This is a genomic window from Streptomyces tendae, assembly GCF_008632955.1.
Classification (GTDB): domain Bacteria; phylum Actinomycetota; class Actinomycetes; order Streptomycetales; family Streptomycetaceae; genus Streptomyces.
In genome coordinates, this window is record NZ_CP043959.1 from 5,404,563 (window position 1) to 5,423,123 (window position 18,561).

The window sequence follows — 18,561 nt, forward strand, 5'->3', positions numbered from 1 at the left end:
GCCGCCGTGCGGGGGCCCGGTCACGCCGGATCGAGCAGGGCGACGGCCTCCTCCGGGGAGAGGCCGTCGCCCTCGGCGTACGCGGCCTCGAACGCCTCCTGGTCGAGCACCTCACGGATCCGGGCCTCGGCGCGGGTGCGCACCGTGCGCTCCACCAGGCCCGCGTGGTGCTCCGCCGGCAGCCAGGAGGCGGCGGCGCCGAGGCAGCGGGCCGCGTCCCGGGCGTGCCGGCCCCCGTCGAGTCCGGCGAGGGCGACGGCGCCCAGGACGACGTACGCGGCGCGCATGTGCGGGGCCATGGCGGCGGACAGCGGGTCGCTCGCCTGCCGGATCGCCTGCCGGGTGATGTCGAGTCCTCGCTCGTCGTTGCCCTCGGCCACCTCCAGATAGGCCTCGGCGCCGAGGATGAACGCGTCGAAGACGACGTAGTGCGCGATGCGGAACTCCGCGCGCAGCGCCCGCAGATGCTCGCGGGCCTCCGCCGTGCGGCCGGTCACGCAGAGCCACCCGATCAGGAAGAGCCGGGCGGCGGGCAGCGCCTCGAGGTGCCGTCCGCGGGTGCTGTCGATGACCTCGCGCAGCAGCCGTTCGCCCCGCTCGGTGTCCCCCGCCTCCAGCAGCACGTCGCCCAGCCGGGCGGTGAGCACCGCCGAGTGGGAGCGGGCGCCGAGGCGTTCGGCGTGCTCGATGGCCGCCTCGTAGTCGGCGGCGGCCTCCCGGTAGGCGCCCGCGCGTTCGCGGGCCTCGCCGCGCGCCGAGAGCGCCTCGGCGATGCCCCAGGTGTCGCCGAGCCCGCGGTGGATCTCCAGGGCCTCGTCGGCGTCCCGGCGGGCGTCGCCGGCCCAGTCGCTGCGGTTGGCGAGGAAGTTGGCGCGCAGCTGGAGGTTGCAGGCCAGCTCCCACTCGAAGCCGGGGTTCTCCCGGCAGGTGCGGATCGCCGCGTCCACCACCTCGCGCAGCCGGACCATGTCACCGGTGAGCATCACGGCGAACGTCCACAGCAGGCCGGGCGGACGGCAGACCTGCGGCAGGCCCGGGGTGTAGGTCGCGGCGATCAGACGCAGCTTGTGCTGGGCCCGGGGGGTCTGCCAGTCGTCCAGCTCGGTGTCCATCTGGGCGAGATGGGCCAGGTGCACCCCGCGGCGGGCCTCGGCGAGGAGTTCACCGTTCATCGGGGGCGGCGAGTCGGTGCAGCGCTCCCACAGCGGGGCGGCCGGCCGCACGGGTTCGGTGAAGGGGTCGGGGGCGAGGGCCATGACCTCGGTGCACCAGTTGCGGGCCTCGATGCGCAGGTCGCGCATCTGCCAGTACCAGACCAGGGACAGGGTGATGCACAGGGCCTCCTGCTCGTCGCGCAGGGCGACGGCGTGACGCAGGGCCGTGCGGATGTTCTCGTACTCCCGCTCCAGCCGGGCGATGGCCTCCGGCTGGCGGGGGCCGCGCAGCACCGGCTCGGTGGTGCGGGCCAGTTCGCGGTAGTACGTCAGGTGCGCCCGCTCGGCGTCGGCGCGCCATCCGGTCTCGTCGAGGCGTTCGGCCGCGTACTCGGCGACGGTCTCCAGGAGCCGGTAGCGCATCCCGCCGTCACCCGACGGGGCGGCCACCACCAGCGACTTGTCGACGAGGGAGCCGAGCGCGTCCAGGGCGGCCGGTCCGCACACGGCCTCGGCGGCGGTGAGGTCGCAGCCGCCCGCGAAGACCGACAGACGGCACAGCACGTCGCGTTCGCCGGTGTCGAGCAGGTCCCAGGACCAGTCGACGACGGCCCGCAGAGTCTGCTGCCGGGGCAGCGCGGTGCGGCTGCCGGAGGTGAGGAGCCGGAAGCGGTCGTCGAGCCGGTCGGCGATCTGGCGCGGGGTGAGCATCCGCAGCCGGGCGGCGGCGAGTTCGATGGCGAGCGGCAGACCGTCGAGGCGGTGGCAGATCTCGGCGCACGCCTCGGGGTCGTCGTCGGTACGGAAGCCGGGGCGGGCGGCGGCCCCGCGCTCGGCCAGCAGGCGCAGCGCGACCGGTTCGGGCAGCGGTTCCACCGGGCGCAGCAACTCGCCCCGCACGTTCAGCGGTTCACGGCTGGTGGCGAGCACGGTGAGGCCGGGGCAGCGTTCGAGGAGGGTCTCCACGAGCCGGGCGGCGGCCTCGACGACGTGTTCGCAGTTGTCGAGGATCAGCAGCATGCGGCGGGGCCCGCAGTGCTCGGCGAGCCGTTCCACGGGGGCGCTGTGCCGCTCGGTGACGGCCCGCATGCTCTCCGCGCCGGCGCCGTACAGCACGGTCTGGCGGGCGCCGACGGCGGTGAGGACCGCCTCGGGCACCGCGTCGGGGTCGTCCACGGGGGCCAGCTCGGCCAGCCACACGCCGTCGGGGTGGGCGGCGCGTACGGTCTCGCCGGCCTCCTGCGACAGCCGGGTCTTGCCCGCCCCGCCCGGTCCGAGGAGCGTGACCAGGCGGGCGGCGGTCAGGTCCGAGCGGATCGCCTCGATGTCGCTCTCCCGGCCGACGAACGAGGTCAGCCGGGCGCGCAGGTTGCCGGGCGGTCCGCCCGCCTGCCGCTCGGGCGGCCGGACCGGCCCGGGGGTGAGCAGCTCGGCGTGCAGGGCGCGCAGTTCGGCGCCGGGGTCGGAGCCGAGCCGGTCGGCGAGCAGGCGGCGCACCTCCTCGTAGGCGTGGAGCGCCTCGGCGGTGCGGCCGGTGTCGCGCAGGGCGCGCAGCCGCAGCGCCTGGAGGGGTTCGTCGAGGGGGTGGCTGTCGCACAGGGCGGTCAGTTCGGGCAGGGACGGTTCGGCGTCGCCGAGGGCCAGGGCGGCGGTGTGCCGGGCGCGCAGCACGTCCAGGTGGCGGGTCTCGACGCGGGCCGCCTCGGCGGTGCGGTCGGGCAGGCCGGCCAGCGCGGGGCCGCCGCGCCACAGGGCGAGGGCGTCGTCGAGCAGGGCGGCCGCCTTGGCGGGGTCGCCGTCGGACAGGGCGCGCAGGCCCTCGCCGGCCAGCCGCTCGAAACGGTGCAGGTCGACGTCGTCGGGGGCGGCGGTGAGCCGATAGCCGCCGTCGACGGAGGCGACCGCGTCGGCGCCCAGCACCCGGCGCAGCCGTCCGACCAGGGCCTGTACCGCGCCGGTGGCGTCGGCGGGCGGGTCGCCGTCCCAGACCTCCTCGACCAGCAGGCCGACGGGCACGGTGCGGCCGGGCCGCAGGGCGAGCACGGTCAGCAGGGCACGCAGCCGTGCCCCGCCAACGGGGACGACGGTGCCGTCGGGGCGGACTGCCTGGGTGGTGCCGAGGATGCGGTAGCGCACGGGGTCCATTCTCTCCGGTGCCGGCCGCGGCGGTGAGGCGGCCCGGCGTCAGGGGCGCCCCCACCTTGCACGGAACCGGCTGCCCGTGCGAAACGTTTTCCCGGCGTGCCCGGTACGGTCGGGCAGACGCCCGGGCGCCCCCGCCCGGTCACGCAAGCCCTGGGAGCCCCATGACCACCGCCGCCACCCGTCCCGGCGACCGCAGGGTCAGCCCCGTCTTCCTGGGCATCATGGCCGTGGCGGCGGTCACCGGCTGGGCCACCTGGACCGGGTTCTCGGACGTGCCGGGCGTCGCGGTGTTCCTGTTCGTGACGTCCGCGTGGATCGTCTCCCTGTGCCTGCACGAGTACGCGCACGCGCGCACCGCCCTGCACAGCGGGGATGTCTCGGTCGGCGCGAAGGGCTATCTCACGCTGAACCCGATGAAGTACACCCACGCCCTGCTGAGCATCGTGCTCCCCGTGGTCTTCGTGATCATGGGCGGGATCGGGCTGCCGGGCGGGGCGGTGTTCATCGACCGGGGCCGGATCCGGGGCCGCTGGCGGCACAGCCTGATCTCGGCGGCGGGCCCGCTGACCAACGTGCTGTTCGCGGTGGTGTGCACGGCGCCGTTCTGGCTGGGCGCGCTGGACGGCGTGCCGCCCGCCTTCCGGTACGCGCTGGGCTTCCTCGCGCTGCTCCAGGTGACGGCCGCGATCCTGAACTTCCTGCCGGTGCCGGGGCTGGACGGCTACGGCGTGATCGAGCCGTGGCTGTCGCGGGACGTCCGCCGTCAGGTGGAGCCGTTCGCCCCGTTCGGCCTGCTGTTCGTCTTCGCACTGCTGTGGGTGCCGTCCGTGAACGGTGTCTTCTTCGACGGGGTCGACGCGGTGCTGCGCGTTCTGTGCGTCGAGGAGATCGACAGATACTGCGGCTTCGACCTCTTCCGCTTCTGGCAGGACACCGGCGACATCTGCGCGGTGTGAGGGGGAGGGGTTTCGGCGCCGCCTTGCGGCCACCGGGGTGCCGGGGGCTGTCGCACGCCGGGTGCGGGCCGGTGGGGGCCGGGCGCGCAGTTCCCCGCGCCCCTGAGGGATGCTGCCCTGTCCCTGCCCGCAGCCCGCGCCGCTGGGGGCGGCGGCCCGCCCAGCCTGCGGGCAGTCGTGCCGCTCGGGCGGCACCTCGCAGCGCCAGGTCGCCCAGCGGGCCTTGCGGCCACCGGGGTGCCGGGGGCTGTCGCACGCCGGGTGCGGGCCGGTGGGGCCGGGCGCGCAGTTCCCCGCCCCTGAGGGATGCTGCCCTGTCCCCTGCCCGCAGCCCCGCGCCGCTGGGGGCGGCGGCCCGCCCAGCCTGCGGGCAGTCGTGCCGCTCGGGCGGCACCTCGCAGCGCCAGGTCGCCCAGCGGGCCTTGCGGCCACCGGGGTGCCGGGGGCTGTCGCACGCCGGGTGCGGGCCGGTGGGGGCCGGGCGCGCAGTTCCCCGCGCCCCTTGAGGGCGCTGCCCCAACGCTGCCTATGGCTCCCCGCGCCCCTGGAGGGGCGGGGTCAGTCGGTGGTCGGGGTGCCGGTTGCGGAGGCCCGGCCTCGCTTCAGGTAGTACCAGGTCATGTTGGAGGACAGGCCCGCCAGGAGGACCCAGACGGTGCCGATGAGCACGCTGCCCTCCACGAAGGAGACGACGGCCGCGGCGACGGCGAGGAGGCACACGACGAGGGCGTAGACGGCGAGGCGGGGCATGGCGGGGACTTCCTGTCGGGGGACACTGCTACCGCTCCAGTGTCCCCCATCGCCTCATACGTCCGTGACCCGGAGCCCGGCGTGCGCCTTGTAGCGGCGGTTGACCGAGATCAGGTTGGCGACCAGCGACTCCACCTGGTGCGCGTTGCGCAGCCGCCCGGCGAAGATGCCCCGCATGCCCGGGATGCGCCCGGCCAGCGCCTGGACGATCTCCACGTCGGCGCGGACCTCTCCGAGCACCATCACGTCGGTGTCGATCTCGTCGATCTCCGGGTCCTGCAGCAGCACGGCCGACAGATGGTGGAACGCGGCGGTGACGCGGGAGTCCGGCAGCAGCGCGGCGGCCTGCTGGGCGGCGCTGCCCTCCTCCGGCTTCAGCGCGTAGGCGCCCTGCTTGTCGAAGCCGAGCGGGTTGACGCAGTCGACGACGAGCTTGCCGGCCAGCTCCTCGCGCAGGGACTCCAGGGTCTTGCCGTGGCCGTCCCAGGGCACGGCGACGATCACGACGTCGCTGCGCCGGGCGGTCTCGGCGTTGTCGGCGCCCTCGACGCCGTGGCCGAGCTCCTCGGCGGCGGCCTCGGCCCGCTCGGCGGCGCGGGACCCGATGATCACCTTCTGGCCGGCCTTGGCGAGCCGGTAGGCGAGGCCCTTGCCCTGCGGTCCGGTGCCGCCGAGCACGCCGACGACGAGGCCGGAGACGTCGGGCAGGTCCCAGGGGTCCTTGGCGGGGGCCTTCGCGGGCTGCTGTGCACTGTCGGTAGAGGTCATGGCCCGACTCTACGTGCGGAGGGCCTTCCCCACCGGCCGGGCCCGGGGCCCGTCGGGGCCCCCGGCCGCGCCCGCCCTCCGGTGTCCCCAAGGCGGGCGAATCAGCGCCGAACACCGGGACGCGGGCACCCCGTTGGGGGCAGGATGCGGCGGCATGGATGCCGTACGGGTCGCGCTGCTGAGGGAAGTGCTCGCCGGGACGGAGTGGCTGGGTGCGACCCGGCACTTCGCGGGGACCCTGCGCGCGCAGGTGGTGTCGCACGGCGGCGGGCTGCTGCTCGTGGGCACCCCGGAGTACGAGCCGTGGCATCTGGCGGCGCACCTGGTGGACGAGGCCGCCTGGTCCGGCACCCCGGAGCTGGCGCCGACGCTGGTGAGGCACGACGCGCGCCCCGCGGACCCCGCCCACCTGGCCGTGGGCCTGGGGCGGCTGGAGGCGGCGCGGCGGGGCGAGACGCTGCTGGTGGTGGCCCCCGACGAGCCGCCCGGGGCGCTGCTCGACCGGGTGGCCGACGCCCGGCGGGCCGGGGCGACGCTGCTGTCGCTGGGACCGGAGACGGGGGAGCTCCCGGCGATGGCCCACGAGGTGCTGCCCGTCACGGACGGCTCCGAGCTGGACCTGGACACCGTGCAGCACCTGGTGAGCGCGGCGGCCGGGGAGAACGCCCTGCCCGCCCGCCGGGGCCCGCGCCGCTTCCGGGACCGGCTGTCCCGGCTGGCGGACCTGCTCACCGCGCCGCCGCCGACCCGCTGGTAGCGGGCCGCGGGCTCAGTCCTCGTCCCGGCCCTTGGACGCGTCGTGCCACGCGGGGTCGTTCTCCCACTGGAGGTTGCGCTCGCGGGCCGTCTCCATCGCGTGCTCGGCCTCCGCGCGGCTCGCGTACGGACCGAAGCGGTCCTTGGCCGGGCACTCGGGCCCCTCCTCGACCTTCTTGTGCTCCAGGCAGTAGTACCACTCGCCCGGTTTTCCGACCGTGCGCTTCTTGAACAGGGGCATGACCGGCTCCTCTCGCCACGGAAGATGGTCCCCCATTGCCGCTGAATTAGACTCGCCACATGTCTGGCCAGTCACTCCTCGTACCGGGGAAGCTCTCTCCCACCCGCCCCGTGCCCGGGAACATCCGCCGTCCCGAGTACGTCGGCAAGCCCGCCCCCACGCCGTACACCGGCCCGGAGGTGCAGACGCCCGAGACGGTCGAGGCGATGCGGACCGCCGGCCGGATCGCGGCCCGCGCGATGGAGGAGGCGGCGAAGCTCATCGCGCCCGGCGTGACGACGGACGAGCTGGACCGGGTGGCGCACGAGTACATGTGCGACCACGGCGCCTACCCGTCGACACTCGGCTACCGCGGCTTCCCCAAGTCCCTGTGCACGTCGGTCAACGAGGTCATCTGCCACGGCATCCCGGACTCGACGGTGCTGCGCGACGGCGACATCGTCAACCTCGACGTGACCGCGTACATCGGCGGGGTGCACGGCGACAACAACGCCACGTACCTGGTGGGTGAGGTGGACGAGGAGAGCCGGCTGCTGGTGGAGCGCACCCGCGAGTCGCTGAACCGGGCGATCAAGGCGGTGCGGCCGGGCCGGCAGATCAACATCATCGGCCGGGTGATCGAGTCGTACGCGAAGCGGTTCGGCTACGGGGTGGTCCGTGACTTCACCGGCCACGGCATCAACACGTCCTTCCACTCGGGCCTGATCGTCCCGCACTACGACAGCCCCCACGCGACCACGGTCATGCAGCCGGGGATGACCTTCACCATCGAGCCGATGCTGACGCTCGGGACGCACGAGTACGACATGTGGGACGACGGCTGGACGGTCGTCACGAAGGACCGCAGGCGCACGGCCCAGTTCGAGCACACGCTGGTGGTCACGGAGACCGGGGCGGACATCCTGACGCTGCCGTGACGCCCGGCGCGCTCGCGCCGCAGGTCCAGGGCCCGCTCTCCTCAGGGAGGGCGGGCCTTTCGCGTACCCGGGCCGTGTGCCCGGGGCGCGGCCGGCGAAGTTCCCGACATGATGTCGGCAAGACATTGACTTAGGTAAGCCTAACCATAGAAGATCGGACCATGGACTCCTTCTCGACCCTGATCCGCACCGCGTCGCACGAGCAGCACGTGGAGGCGGAGACCTCGACCTTCATGACCGATCTGCTGGGCGGACGGCTGGGCGTGGACGCCTACGCGCGCTACACCGAGCAGCTCTGGTTCGTGTACGAGGCACTGGAGTCCGGCGCGCGGGACCTGGCGTCGGACCCGGTGGCGGGCCCGTTCATCCGTCCGGAGCTGTTCCGGCTGTCCGCCCTGGAGCGGGACCTGGAGCATCTGCGCGGCCCCCGCCGACGCACCACGCTGACCGCCCTGCCGGCCACCCGGGAGTACGCGGACCGGGTCGCCACGGTCGCCCGCGAGTGGCCGGCGGGATACATCGCCCATCACTACACCCGTTACCTGGGCGACCTCTCGGGCGGTCAGATCATCCGCGACAAGGCGGAGAAGACCTGGGGATTCGACAGGAAGGGCGACGGCGTCCGCTTCTACGTCTTCGAGGGCGTCTCCAACCCGGCCGCGTTCAAGCGCGAGTACCGCGAGCTGCTGGACGGGGTCCCGGTGGACGATCTGGAGAAGCAGCGCATCGTGGCGGAGTGCAAGCGGGCGTTCGGCCTCAACTCGAGGGTCTTCCGCGCGCTGGGCGAGGAGTTCCCGCTGTCGGCGTGAGGCGAGCGGACCCCTTCCCGGACGCCGGTGACCGGGCGGCATCCTCGACGGTGCCGCCCGGCCGGCGGGTCAGCGCTCCAGTCGGACCCGGCCGCCGACCTCCGTCCAGCCGTGCGGCTGGGGTGCGGTGAGGATCTGGGAGCCCATGCCCTGGGTGATGTTCAGGGCGCGGCCCAGCCGGTCGGTGAGCAGCAGCGCCGCGGCGCCCGTCGCCTCGTCCTCGTCGATGCCGTCGTCCCGGCCGGGGAAGGCGCGGGCGCGGATCCGTCCGGCCGGCTCGTCGAGCCAGGCCCAGGCGTAGATCCACTCCCCCTTCGGGGGCAGGGTGAGCCCGTCCACCTCGGCGGCGGTGGCGTACTGCCGCAGGGTGCGCGGCGGCACCCACTCCGCCCGCGCCTCGATCCAGCAGAACTCGCCGTCCTGCCGGGCGCCCACGACCCCGGCGGGGGTGACGAGTTCGGGCACGTCCAGCAGCCAGGCGGTGCCGACGCAGGGGTGGCCCGCGAAGGGCAGGCGGGAGGTCGGGGTGTAGATGTCGATCACCCCGCGCTCGGGGTCGTCGACGAACACGGTCTCGCTGAAGCCGAGTTTGGCGGCGAACTCCTGGCGTTCGTCCCGTCCGGGCATGACCGAGCCCTCGCGGACGACACCGAGCTCGTTGCCGTATCCGCCGCGGGGGCCGCAAGAGACACGCAGCACGTCGTAAGCAGTCACGGGGGCATTCAAGCACCGTCCGCGCGCCCGTCGCCCCGGCGGCCCACGACCCGCGTTCCCCTCCCCTCTCGGGGGTGCGGCCCCGGGATGTCCCGTAGGGAGCGGGCCGGCGCGTCGGGGACGGCTCAGGGGCGGCCCTCGTCACCGCGTACGATCCCGCCGCCGTCCTTGATCACCAGGATGGTCCCGTCCGCAGCACCCACCGCCGCGATCGGAGCCCTTCCATGACCTCACGCACCACCGCCCGCGCCCGCGTCACGGCCGCCTCCGCCTTGCTCGCCTCCTCCCTGCTGCTCGTCCCCCTCGCCGGGACGGCCGCCGCACAGCCCGCCCCCGCGACCGTCACGGCCGCGCACACCGCGCCCCGGACCGGCGCGTTCGACCCGGCCGCGCTGGAGAAGGCGCTCACCGGCATCCCCGACGGGGACGTCTCCGCGGCCCTGATACGGGTCGGCGGCAAGGGGAACTGGGCGGGCAGCGCGGGTGTCCGGGACCTGCGCACGGGGGCACCCGCGCTGCCGCACGCGCGCTTCCGGGCGGGCTCGACCACCAAGGTGGTCACGGCGGCGGTCGTGCTCCAGCTCGTCGCGGAGAAGCGTGTCGATCTCGACGCCCCCGTCACCCGCTACCTGCCCGGCCTGCTCCCGCCGTCGTTCACCAAGCCCCCGACGGTGCGTCATCTGCTCACCTACACCAGCGGGCTGCGTCCCGGCGCGAGCCTCGGGTCGACGACCGAGGAGATGTACGCCCACCGCTTCGAGACCCTCACCCCGGAGCAGGTGGTGGCCGCGTCCGTCGCCCAGGGACCGGCGTACGGTCCCGGCGAGCGGCAGGAGTACGGGAACATCCACTACACCGTGCTCGGCCTGCTCATCGAGAAGGTGACCGGCGACCGCTACGCACACCAGGCCGCCGTGCGGGTCTTCCGCCCGCTCGCATGCGGCACACCGGGTTCCCTGCGGGCCCGACCCCGCATCCACGGCCCGCACCACCGCGCCTACGCCGACATCGGCGGCCGGACCACCGACGTCACCGAGTGGAACATGTCCGACCGCTTCGCGGCCGGGGACATGATATCCACCACCGCCGACCTGGAGCGGCTGGTGTTCGGCCTGTTCGGCGGCAAGGTGGTCCCCCGGCCGCTGCTGGACCAGATGCTCACCGTCCCCCGCGTCGACGGCGCCACCTACGGGATGGCGCTCGAGCGGTACGTGATCGGCGGCCGGGAGATCTGGGGCAAGACCGGTTCCCGCCCTGGCTACCACACGGTGCTGGCGGCCACCCGGGACCTGTCCCGCACGGTCGTCTACTCGGTCAACGCCAAGAGCGCCCGCGAGGACGGCTTCCCGCTCGTCCGGCGCTTCGCCCTGCCGGCCTTCGAGAGCTGAGAGCGGGCGGCACGCGGAAGGGCGCCCCCCGGGGGGGGAAGAGGGCGCCCCTTCCGGTGCGTGGCGACACCGGCGGGGGGACGTCTCACACGTCCCCGTGGCTCACTGAGCACCAGAGCGCCTTCTGGCAGCTGGGTTCGCCGGCCCAGGCGACCTGGCCGAAGGTGCTCGCGGTGCTGCGGGCGGGCCGTGTCGCGGCGGACGGCCCGCCCGGGGAGATCTTCACGGCGGCCCTGCTGACGGAGGTCTACGACCAGCCCGTCGAGGTGCTGCCGCATCCGCGCTCGGGGGGGTGCTGGTGTTTCCCGTGCGGAGGGGTGACGGCGGCGGCCGCCCGGGCGTCCCGGGTGGGCGGGCCTTCAGGTCACGGTGTGGCCGCTGTGCCCGGTCCCGGCGTCCGCGCCCGCGAGCGCCCCGGTAGGGTTCGCCTCCGGGAAGGGGAAGGTGAAGGAACCGGATGAGCAGGGATCTCGGCCTTCGTAGGCTCCAGGGACTCGGGCCCCGCGGGCCCCGCCGCGTGCTGGTGGCGGCGTCCGTGACCGCTCTGTCGCTGACGGCGGGCGGCTGTGTGGTGGTGCACGGTGAGCGCGAGGTGCTCCCGGCCGCCACCCGCGCCGAAGCGGCCGAGGCGCTCGAGGAGTTCACGGCCGCGTACAACGCGGCCGACAAGGCGTACGACGCCTCCCTGGACGCCGACCGCACCACCGGCGCGCTCGCCGACATCGACGGGGCGCGGCTGAAGGCGGGCAAGGTCAACCACCCCGACGGCAACCCGCGTCACGCGCCGCTGGAGCTGACGGACGCGAAGTTCACCATCCCCGCGAAGGCGGGCTGGCCGCGCTGGTTCCTCGCGGACACGGCCGCCAACAAGGGCGGTGACGTCCGCTGGCTGCTGGTGTTCACCCGTGACGCCCTGGCCGATCCCTGGGAGGTGGCGTTCCTGACGCTGGTCTCCCCGGACGACATACCGGAGTTCAAGACGGACAAGGACGGCTGGGCCGAGGCGGTCCCCGCGAACTCCACAGAAGTGGCCGTCGCACCCGGCGAGTTGAGCGAGAAGTACGCCACGTATCTGAAGGACGGCGGGGACGGGTTCGCGGACGGCCCGCACACCAGCGGGTGGCGGGACACCCGGCAGAAGCAGTCGGTGCGGCCGGGTCTGGCCACGCAGTACATCGACGAGCCGATGGTGAACGGCGACTACGCGCCGCTGGCGCTGCGCACCGCGGACGGCGGGGCGCTGGTCTTCTTCACCACGCGGCACTTCGAGAAGCAGACGGCGGCGGCGGGGGCGTCGGTGCCGACACCGAACGAGGACGTGCTGGCGCTGACCAGCGGGGAGATACGGCAGTCGCTGACGATGGAGTTCGTCTCCAACGAGGTGGCGCTGGACCCGGCGGACGGTCCGGTGGAGGTCCTGGGGCGGATCCAGGGGCTGACGGCCGCGAAGGGCGAGTGACGGCGGGTCCGGTCCGGGAGGTGCGGGGCGCGCGGTCGCGGGGTCAGTGACGCAGGGGCCAGGCGGCTTCGGCGGGGCCGGTGTGCTCGCCGGCGTACCGGGCGCAGGCGTCCGTGAGGTACTCCAGCAGGCTGAGCGGGTCGGGGAGCGGATGCTCGGGTCCGCGAACCCAGTGCACCGAAGGGTCGTCGTCGCCGGGCAGGCGGGCGGGCGGTACCAGGACGTACGAGCCGCGGCAGTGCCAGCGCAGTCCGGGATGCTCGTCCATGGTCTCCGGATGGCAGTCCAGCTCGCAGGGCCACCACTCGTCCTCGTCCTCGGGAGTGCCGCGGGTGAGGGTGAAGAACAGCATGCGGCCGTCGTCGCTCTCGGCGACCGGGCCGGTCTCGACCCCGGCCTCCAGCAGCCGGCCGAGGGCCTCACGGCCCGCGTCGAGGGGGACGTCCAGGACGTCGTTCACCATGCCGGTGGCGGTGATGAAGTTGGCCTGCGGCTGGTGGCGGGCCCAGCGCTCGATCTGGCCGCGGTCGGTGGTGGACTGCGTCTGCCAGGCGAACGACACCGGGTGCCGGGCGGGGGTGGGGCAGCCCACGCGGTCGCAGGAGCAGCGGTATCCGGAAGGGTGCGCGGCGGGCGCGAGCGGCAGTCCCGCGTCGGCGGCGGCGAGCAGCAGGGCCTCACGGCCGCCGTCGCCGGCGACCTGCTTCGGGCGGCGTCCGCGCAGCCACTGGGAGAGTTTGCCCTGCCGGCCGCTCCGGCCGCCGAACTCCGCGCTCATCTATCCCCTCGCCTCGCCGTCGTGCGCTCCAGCATGCCTCATGGTCCCACGTTCCTGCGCATCGGGGGGCCGGAGCCCACAATCAGTGCAGGTGGGACGAGGGTGATCCGTCGGGGCGAGAGATGACCGGTGGGGCGAACAGGACATGCGCACGCCGGGATGAACCGGACACCCGGGCGGCCGGACGGACCGGGTGTCCTTGCACGCCGTGCCGGGACGGGCGCACCTACCGTGGCGGCATGGTCATGTGGATCGCGTCGACGGCACCGGCCGCGCTGGTGTCCCTGGCCGCCCTGACGCTCACGGGGCACGGCGGTCCGCCCCCGCTGGAGTGGGGCGAGGGCCCGCTGACGGTGGACTCGCTCCCCCGGGTGACGTACGTCGCCCACCGGGGCGGGGCGCGGGAGGTCCCGGAGAACAGCATGTCGGGACTGATGGCGGCGTACCGGCGCGGTACGGCACAAGTGCTGGACTTCGACACCCGGGTGCTGCGGGACGGCACCCCGGTGGTCTTCCACGACGCGACCCTGAACCGCACCACCTTCCTGGGCGGCGAGGTGCGCCGGCTGGACGCCGGGGAGTGGAAGGGCGTACGACTGCGTCCGCGCGACCGGCTGCCGGGGAGCTGGCGGTCGGAGCGGCCGCCGACGGTCGAGGAGGTGCTGGACCGGCTGGGCGGGCGGATCGTGCTGATGCTGGAGCTGAAGGACCCGGGCGGGCTCGACCGGGTGGCGGGGATGCTGCGGGCGCGGGGTCTGACCCGCTCGGTGTTCGTCAACACCAACGACCCGGCGGTCGCGGAGCGGGTGCACCGCGCGGGTCTGCTGACGCAGTTGTGGCGCTCGGCCGACCAGATGCGCGGCGACCGCCCCGAGCGCTGGCGCTCCTGGGTCGACCTGCTCGACGTCGACATCCGGGCGCGGGACGCCGACGTGCGGCGCGCGGTGCGCTCGGGCGTCCCGCGGGTGTGGGCGCACACCGTCGTCACCCCGGCCCAGCGCGACCGGGCCCTGGCCCTCGGCTGCGACGGCGTCCTCACGGACGCGCCGGGACGGCTGGCCCGGTACCGGTGGCGGGTGCCGGGGCCGGTGAGCGCGGTGACGGGGCGCTGAGGCGGGCCGGCCTCCTCCCGGAGCCGGATCAGCGGGGGGCGAGGCCGTTGAGGGCGTAATCGACGAGGGTGTCGGTGTAGTCGTGGCTGATGGGGCCCGTGTGCTGCAGCCAGCGCTGGGCCAGGGGGGAGACGAAGAGTTCGAGCGCGATGCGCGGGTCGACGTCGGCGCGGATGTCCCCGGTGTCCTGGGCGGCGCGCAGCCGGTCGACGTAGAGCTGGAGCTGCGGTTCCAGCAGCTTGGCGACGAAGCGCCGGCCGAGTTCCTCGTTGACGAGGCCCTCGGCGGCCAGGGCGCGGGAGGGGGCCTCGAAGCCGGGGTCGCGCAGCTCGTCGACCGTGGCCCGCAGGACGGCCTTGAGGTCGGCGGCGAGGTCGCCGGTGTCGGGGATGGCGTACGGCTGCCGGTCGGCGGCCCCGGCGGCCCGGGCGGCCTGGTCGGCCAGGTCCAGGAACGCCTCGAGCAGCACGTCCGCCTTCGACGGCCACCAGCGGTAGATGGTCTGCTTGCCGACACCGGCACGGGAGGCGATGCCCTCGATGGTGGTCTTCGGGTATCCCACCTCGGCGACGAGGGCGAGAGCGGCGTCGTAGATCGCGCGCCGGGAGCGCTCGCTGCGGCGCGTGGTGTCGGGGGCGGACTGGTTCTGGGCCATGGCTCGAACGTATCAGGTTGACAAGACGCCACGTCTCGCCGGACAGTGAAGCCGGGCGAGACGAACCGTCTCGTCCCCTCATGTACGGCGAGAGGAGCACACCATGGCCCGAGGTGGAGCCGGAAACATGCTGGGCGTCGGCGGCACCCGCCGGCACCTGGACCGTGAGGCCCTGCGCGGCGGCGGACGCGGCACCCGCATCGGCGGCGGCCCGGACCCGCGGACCCGGAAACGCGAACTGCTGCGCGAACTCCGGCAACAGCGCGACACCCGCCGGGAGACCGACGAGGGGAAGGAGAACGGCGCCGGCTAGTCCCGGCCGGAGGGCGCCGGGGGCCATGGGGCGCCCCAGTCGGTGTCGCGGGCCGCTCGGTAGAGGTCGCCGTGGCGTTTGGTGACCGTGGTGCGGCGCAGCGACGGGTCCGTCTCGCACAGGTCGAGGAGGACCTGGCCCTTGCGGATCTGCGGCTTGCGGACGACGCGGGCGGGGGCCGGGGCGACCGGCCCCCGGGTCGCCGCGACGTAGCTGAACTTCTCGTCCTCGTAGGGGAGGGTGCCGCCCTTGATCTGGCGGTGCAGCGAGGAGCGGCTGACCCGCGCCGAGAAGTGGCACCAGTCGGTGCCGGGCACGATGGGGCAGGCGGCGCTGTGCGGGCAGGGCGCGGCCACGTGGAATCCGGCGGCGACCAGGCGGTCACGTGCCTCGATCATCCGGGCGTAACCGTCGGGGGTGCCGGGCTCCACGATCACCACGGCCTGCGCGGCAGCGGCGGCGGCGTCGACCAGGGCGGCCCGGTCGGAGGCGGTGAGCTCGTTGAGCACGTAGGAGACGGTCACGAGGTCGGTCGGCCCGAGGGTGAGGGCGGGTCCGATCCGGGCGCGCTCCCAGCGGGCGCCGCGCAGGGTGCGGTGTCCCGCGGCCAGTTCACGGCCGAGGTCGAGCGCGGGCCCGGCCCAGTCGAGCACGGTCACGGGGCGCTCCCCGTCCCAGGTCGCGCCCACCGCCCAGGCCGCCGCGCCGGTGCCGCCGCCGATGTCGACATGGTCCCCGGGCCTCCACCCGGGCACGGCGTCGGCGAACGCGCGCAGCGCCGACCGCACCGCCTCGAAGGTGGCGGGCATCCGGTAGGCGGCGTACGCGGCCACGTCGGCGCGGTCACGCAGGATGGGGGTGTCGGTGGGGGTGGCGCCCCGGTAATGGGCGATCAGCCGCTCGACGGCCTGCGCGGCCTGCCGCGCCGGAATCCCTTCCAGCAGCCCGGCGAGGGCGGCACGCAGGGAGTCGGCGGTATGCGGGGGCGCGGGGGCGTTCACCCGGCGATTCTACTGACCGCCCACGGCCCGCGGATCCGCCCACCGGTCCGTACCCGTACCTGGCCGGCCGCCGCGGGAGCCGTCGGCATGCCGTGCCCCCTCACCTCCCCCGCAGCGCCCGCGCCACCCTGGTCGCCGCGTCCGCGCGGGGGTGCTGTCGGGCGGGCCGGGCGGCGGGGTGGACCGTGTTGGCGAGGAGGACGACGAAGGTGTCCGTGGCGCGGTCCAGGACCAGGGACGTACCGGTGAAACCGGTGTGCCCCGCCGCGCCGCGTCCCGCGAGGGCGCCCATGAACCAGGGCTGGTCCACGGCGAAGCCGAGGCCCGGGGCCCGCAGCATCAGGTCCACGTGGTCCGTGCCGAGGACCCGGGCGGGCCCGTACGCCCCGCCCGCCAGCAGGGTGCGGCAGAAGACGGCCAGGTCGCCCGCGGTGGAGAAGAGTCCCGCGTGACCGGCGACACCGCCCAGCGCCCAGGCGTTCTCGTCGTGCACCTCGCCCCGCAGCATCCCCCGGTCCGCCTTGGCCCAGGGCCGCCGCTGGTCCTCGGTCGCCGCCGCGGTCGGGCACGGGCCGAAGCCGGTCGCGTTCATGCCGAGGGGCCGGGTGACGCCGTCGCGCACCAGGACGTCGAGGGTGCGGCCGGTGATCCGTTCCAGGACGTGCTGGAGCAGCAGCATGTTGAGGTCGGAGTAGCAGTACGTGCCGGGCACGCCGACCGGCCGTTCCGCACGCAGCAACGCCAGGCGTTCCGCGTCGTCGGCGCAGTCGTACAGCGGGAGTTCGGGACGCAGCCCGGAGGTGTGGGTGAGCAGCTGGCGCACGGTGACGCCGTGCCGTGCGGCCGCCGTGAAGTCCGGCAGGTACGTGCCGACGCGGGCGTCCAGGCCCAGCGTCCCCCGCTCGATCTGCTGCACGGCGACCACCGAGGTGAACAGCTTGGTGACGGAGGCCAGGTCGAACGGGGTGTCCACGGTCATCGGCACCCGCTGCTCCGGCGGCAGCTCGACGGGCACGCCCGCCCTCCCGTCGTAGCCGGCGTGGCGCACCGCCCAGCCGGCCGCCTCCTCGACGGCGATCACCGGGCCGCGCCCGACGACCACCACCGCACCCGCCGCCCAGGGCCGCGCGCCGTCGGTGCGGGCGCGGACCTCCTCGACCAGACGCCGCAGCTCCCCGGCGTCGAGCCCGGCCCGTTCCGGGGTGCCCCGGCGCAGTCGCGGCGCGCTCAGACGCCCCCGCCCTTCTCGCTCGTCCCGCTCTTCCACGGACGGCACATTCCCAGGAAGCAGGCTGTCGCCACCAGGGCGGAGGCCAGCTGGACGACGGCCATCGGGACGGCGGTGTCCTCGCCGGCGATCCCGACCAGCGGGGAGGCCATCGCGCCGATGAGGAAGGACGTCGTGCCGAGCAGGGCGGACGCGGAGCCGGCCGCCTGCCGGGCCCGCATCAGCGGGAGCGTCTGGGTGTTGGGCATGACGATGCCCATGGACGACATCAGCACGAACAGCGCGGCGGCGACCGGCACCAGGCCCACCTCGCCGAACACACCCAGCGACATCAGCAGCAGCGCGGTGGCGGCGGCGACCACGACGGCGAGCCCGATGCCGAGCACCTTGTCCAGCCGGACCCGGCCGACCAGGATCTTCCCGTTGACCTGGCCCATGATCATCAGGCCGACCGAGTTGAGCCCGAACAGCAGGCTGAAGGTCTGCGGGGAGGCGCCGTAGATCTCCTGCATGACGAACGGGGAGGCGGCGACGTACGCGAAGAGGGACGCGAAGGCGAAGCCGCCCGCGAGCATGTAGCCGGTGAAGGCCCGGTCGGCGAGGAGCCGGCGCATCGCGCCGAGGGTCTGGCCGAAACCTCCGCCGTGCCGGTCGGAGGGAGCCAGCGTCTCGGGCAGCTTCGTCCAGACAAGAGCCGTCAGGAGCAGCCCCGCGACGGTGAGGACGACGAAGACCCCTCGCCAGTCCGTGAACCGCAGGACCTGTCCGCCGATGAGCGGCGCCATGATCGGCGCCATCCCGGAGATCAGCATGAGGGTCGAGAAGAAGCGGGCCAGGGCCACGCCGTCGTACAGGTCACGGGCGACCGCCCGCGCGATGACGATGCCCGCCGCTCCCGCGAGCCCCTGCGCCAGCCGGCAGGCGACGAGGAGTTCGACGGTCGGCGCGAAGGCGCACAACGCGGTGGCCACGACGTAGATCGCGAGCCCGACGAGCAGGGGCCGGCGGCGGCCCCAGCGGTCGCTCATCGGCCCGACCACGAGCTGCCCGAGCGCCATGCCGGCCAGACAGGCGGTGAGGGTGAGCTGGACGGTCGCGGCGGGCGCCTGCAGGGCCCGGGTGACCTCCGGCAGGGCGGGGAGGTACATGTCCATCGCCAGTGGCGTCACGGCGGTCAGGCCGCCGAGGATGAACGTGACCAGCAAGCCGGTACCCGGCGCCGCGGCCGGGACGCGCCGCTCCGGCGTGGGCGCCGGCGTGCCGTGGGCGGCCGCCTCCACCGCCGGGCCCCCCGACATCCCGCTTTCGGCCGATTTGGATATGGACGCCCCACCCTCGGGCATGTGACCCCTCCCTTTCCATGCCATCGGCTCCCTATGCTCTCAGCTCGTACGCAGTGCTCGGTGTCGACGACGAT

The 18,561-nt window shown here is 74.5% G+C and carries 18 protein-coding genes and 1 pseudogene; 9 read left to right on the forward strand and 10 right to left on the reverse strand.

Annotated elements, in window-relative coordinates; all coding sequences use genetic code 11:
- Positions 1-20: 20 nt before the first annotated feature.
- Positions 21-3,299 carry a BTAD domain-containing putative transcriptional regulator gene (locus F3L20_RS24870; protein WP_150156234.1) on the reverse strand — a complete coding sequence of 1,093 codons (3,279 nt, stop codon included), beginning with the start codon at positions 3,297-3,299 and terminating at the stop codon, positions 21-23.
- Between the two features lie 161 nt (positions 3,300-3,460).
- Here F3L20_RS24870 and F3L20_RS24875 point away from each other — a divergent pair, with 161 nt between their 5' ends.
- Positions 3,461-4,255, forward strand: coding sequence for a site-2 protease family protein (locus F3L20_RS24875; protein ID WP_150156235.1), 795 nt, complete (start codon positions 3,461-3,463; stop codon positions 4,253-4,255).
- Positions 4,256-4,813: 558 nt separating this feature from the next.
- On the opposite strand, the gene F3L20_RS24880 is transcribed toward F3L20_RS24875, so the two are convergent.
- Together F3L20_RS24880 and npdG are read right to left on the reverse strand one after the other, a co-directional pair.
- Positions 4,814-5,005 carry a hypothetical protein gene (locus F3L20_RS24880; protein ID WP_150156236.1) on the reverse strand — a complete coding sequence of 64 codons (192 nt, stop codon included), beginning with the start codon at positions 5,003-5,005 and terminating at the stop codon, positions 4,814-4,816.
- Positions 5,006-5,059: 54 nt separating this feature from the next.
- On the reverse strand, positions 5,060-5,773 hold the full coding sequence (npdG, locus tag F3L20_RS24885; RefSeq protein WP_150156237.1) for an NADPH-dependent F420 reductase: 714 nt from the start codon (positions 5,771-5,773) through the stop codon (positions 5,060-5,062).
- A gap of 154 nt (positions 5,774-5,927) precedes the next feature.
- On the opposite strand from npdG, the gene F3L20_RS24890 reads away from it, so the two are divergent.
- The gene (locus F3L20_RS24890) at positions 5,928-6,530 is read left to right on the forward strand and encodes a hypothetical protein (RefSeq protein WP_150156238.1); all 603 of its coding nucleotides are present in this window, start codon (positions 5,928-5,930) and stop codon (positions 6,528-6,530) included.
- 12 nt (positions 6,531-6,542) lie between these two features.
- On the opposite strand, the gene F3L20_RS24895 is transcribed toward F3L20_RS24890, so the two are convergent.
- Positions 6,543-6,770: a hypothetical protein gene (locus F3L20_RS24895; protein ID WP_145825440.1), complete on the reverse strand. Its 228-nt coding sequence runs from the start codon at positions 6,768-6,770 to the stop codon at positions 6,543-6,545.
- Between the two features lie 59 nt (positions 6,771-6,829).
- On the opposite strand from F3L20_RS24895, the gene map reads away from it, so the two are divergent.
- Entirely contained in the window at positions 6,830-7,687 is an 858-nt protein-coding gene (map, locus tag F3L20_RS24900) for a type I methionyl aminopeptidase (RefSeq protein ID WP_150156239.1), read from the forward strand.
- Positions 7,688-7,848: 161 nt separating this feature from the next.
- Positions 7,849-8,496: a heme oxygenase (biliverdin-producing) gene (locus F3L20_RS24905; protein WP_150156240.1), complete on the forward strand. Its 648-nt coding sequence runs from the start codon at positions 7,849-7,851 to the stop codon at positions 8,494-8,496.
- A 69-nt stretch (positions 8,497-8,565) separates the two neighbouring features.
- On the opposite strand, the gene F3L20_RS24910 is transcribed toward F3L20_RS24905, so the two are convergent.
- Positions 8,566-9,210 carry a PhzF family phenazine biosynthesis protein gene (locus tag F3L20_RS24910; protein ID WP_150156241.1) on the reverse strand — a complete coding sequence of 215 codons (645 nt, stop codon included), beginning with the start codon at positions 9,208-9,210 and terminating at the stop codon, positions 8,566-8,568.
- A 224-nt stretch (positions 9,211-9,434) separates the two neighbouring features.
- Here F3L20_RS24910 and F3L20_RS24915 point away from each other — a divergent pair, with 224 nt between their 5' ends.
- The 3 genes and pseudogenes from F3L20_RS24915 to F3L20_RS24930 all read left to right on the forward strand — a co-directional run bounded on the left by F3L20_RS24915 (position 9,435) and on the right by F3L20_RS24930 (position 12,057).
- A complete protein-coding gene (locus F3L20_RS24915; RefSeq protein ID WP_150156242.1) occupies positions 9,435-10,598 on the forward strand; it encodes a serine hydrolase domain-containing protein in 1,164 nt (387 codons plus the stop codon).
- Positions 10,599-10,955: 357 nt separating this feature from the next.
- Positions 10,956-11,081: pseudogene (locus tag F3L20_RS34920) on the forward strand (iron transporter); the annotation flags it as partial.
- Entirely contained in the window at positions 11,056-12,057 is a 1,002-nt protein-coding gene (locus F3L20_RS24930) for a hypothetical protein (protein ID WP_150156243.1), read from the forward strand. The pseudogene F3L20_RS34920 and the gene F3L20_RS24930, both read left to right, overlap by 26 nt.
- 43 nt (positions 12,058-12,100) lie before the next feature.
- On the opposite strand, the gene F3L20_RS24935 is transcribed toward F3L20_RS24930, so the two are convergent.
- A complete protein-coding gene (locus F3L20_RS24935; RefSeq protein ID WP_150156244.1) occupies positions 12,101-12,835 on the reverse strand; it encodes a bifunctional DNA primase/polymerase in 735 nt (244 codons plus the stop codon).
- 239 nt (positions 12,836-13,074) lie between these two features.
- On the opposite strand from F3L20_RS24935, the gene F3L20_RS24940 reads away from it, so the two are divergent.
- A complete protein-coding gene (locus tag F3L20_RS24940) occupies positions 13,075-13,947 on the forward strand; it encodes a glycerophosphodiester phosphodiesterase (RefSeq protein WP_150156245.1) in 873 nt (290 codons plus the stop codon).
- A gap of 28 nt (positions 13,948-13,975) precedes the next feature.
- On the opposite strand, the gene F3L20_RS24945 is transcribed toward F3L20_RS24940, so the two are convergent.
- Positions 13,976-14,602 carry a TetR/AcrR family transcriptional regulator gene (locus tag F3L20_RS24945; protein WP_150156246.1) on the reverse strand — a complete coding sequence of 209 codons (627 nt, stop codon included), beginning with the start codon at positions 14,600-14,602 and terminating at the stop codon, positions 13,976-13,978.
- Positions 14,603-14,705: 103 nt separating this feature from the next.
- Between F3L20_RS24945 and F3L20_RS24950 the strand changes: the two genes are divergently transcribed.
- The gene (locus F3L20_RS24950; protein ID WP_150156247.1) at positions 14,706-14,915 is read left to right on the forward strand and encodes a DUF6243 family protein; all 210 of its coding nucleotides are present in this window, start codon (positions 14,706-14,708) and stop codon (positions 14,913-14,915) included.
- Here F3L20_RS24950 and F3L20_RS24955 read toward each other — a convergent pair.
- The 3 genes from F3L20_RS24955 to F3L20_RS24965 form a co-directional block, all read right to left on the reverse strand.
- Positions 14,912-15,916 (reverse strand): small ribosomal subunit Rsm22 family protein, encoded by a 1,005-nt coding sequence (locus F3L20_RS24955; RefSeq protein ID WP_150156248.1) that lies wholly within the window; start codon positions 15,914-15,916, stop codon positions 14,912-14,914. The genes F3L20_RS24950 and F3L20_RS24955 overlap by 4 nt on opposite strands.
- Positions 15,917-16,016: 100 nt before the next feature.
- Entirely contained in the window at positions 16,017-17,183 is a 1,167-nt protein-coding gene (locus F3L20_RS24960) for a serine hydrolase domain-containing protein (protein ID WP_150156249.1), read from the reverse strand.
- Positions 17,144-18,487, reverse strand: a complete 1,344-nt coding sequence (locus F3L20_RS24965) for a multidrug effflux MFS transporter (RefSeq protein ID WP_150156250.1) — start codon at positions 18,485-18,487, stop codon at positions 17,144-17,146. The genes F3L20_RS24960 and F3L20_RS24965 overlap by 40 nt, the downstream gene beginning before the upstream one ends.
- Positions 18,488-18,561 lie beyond the last annotated feature (74 nt).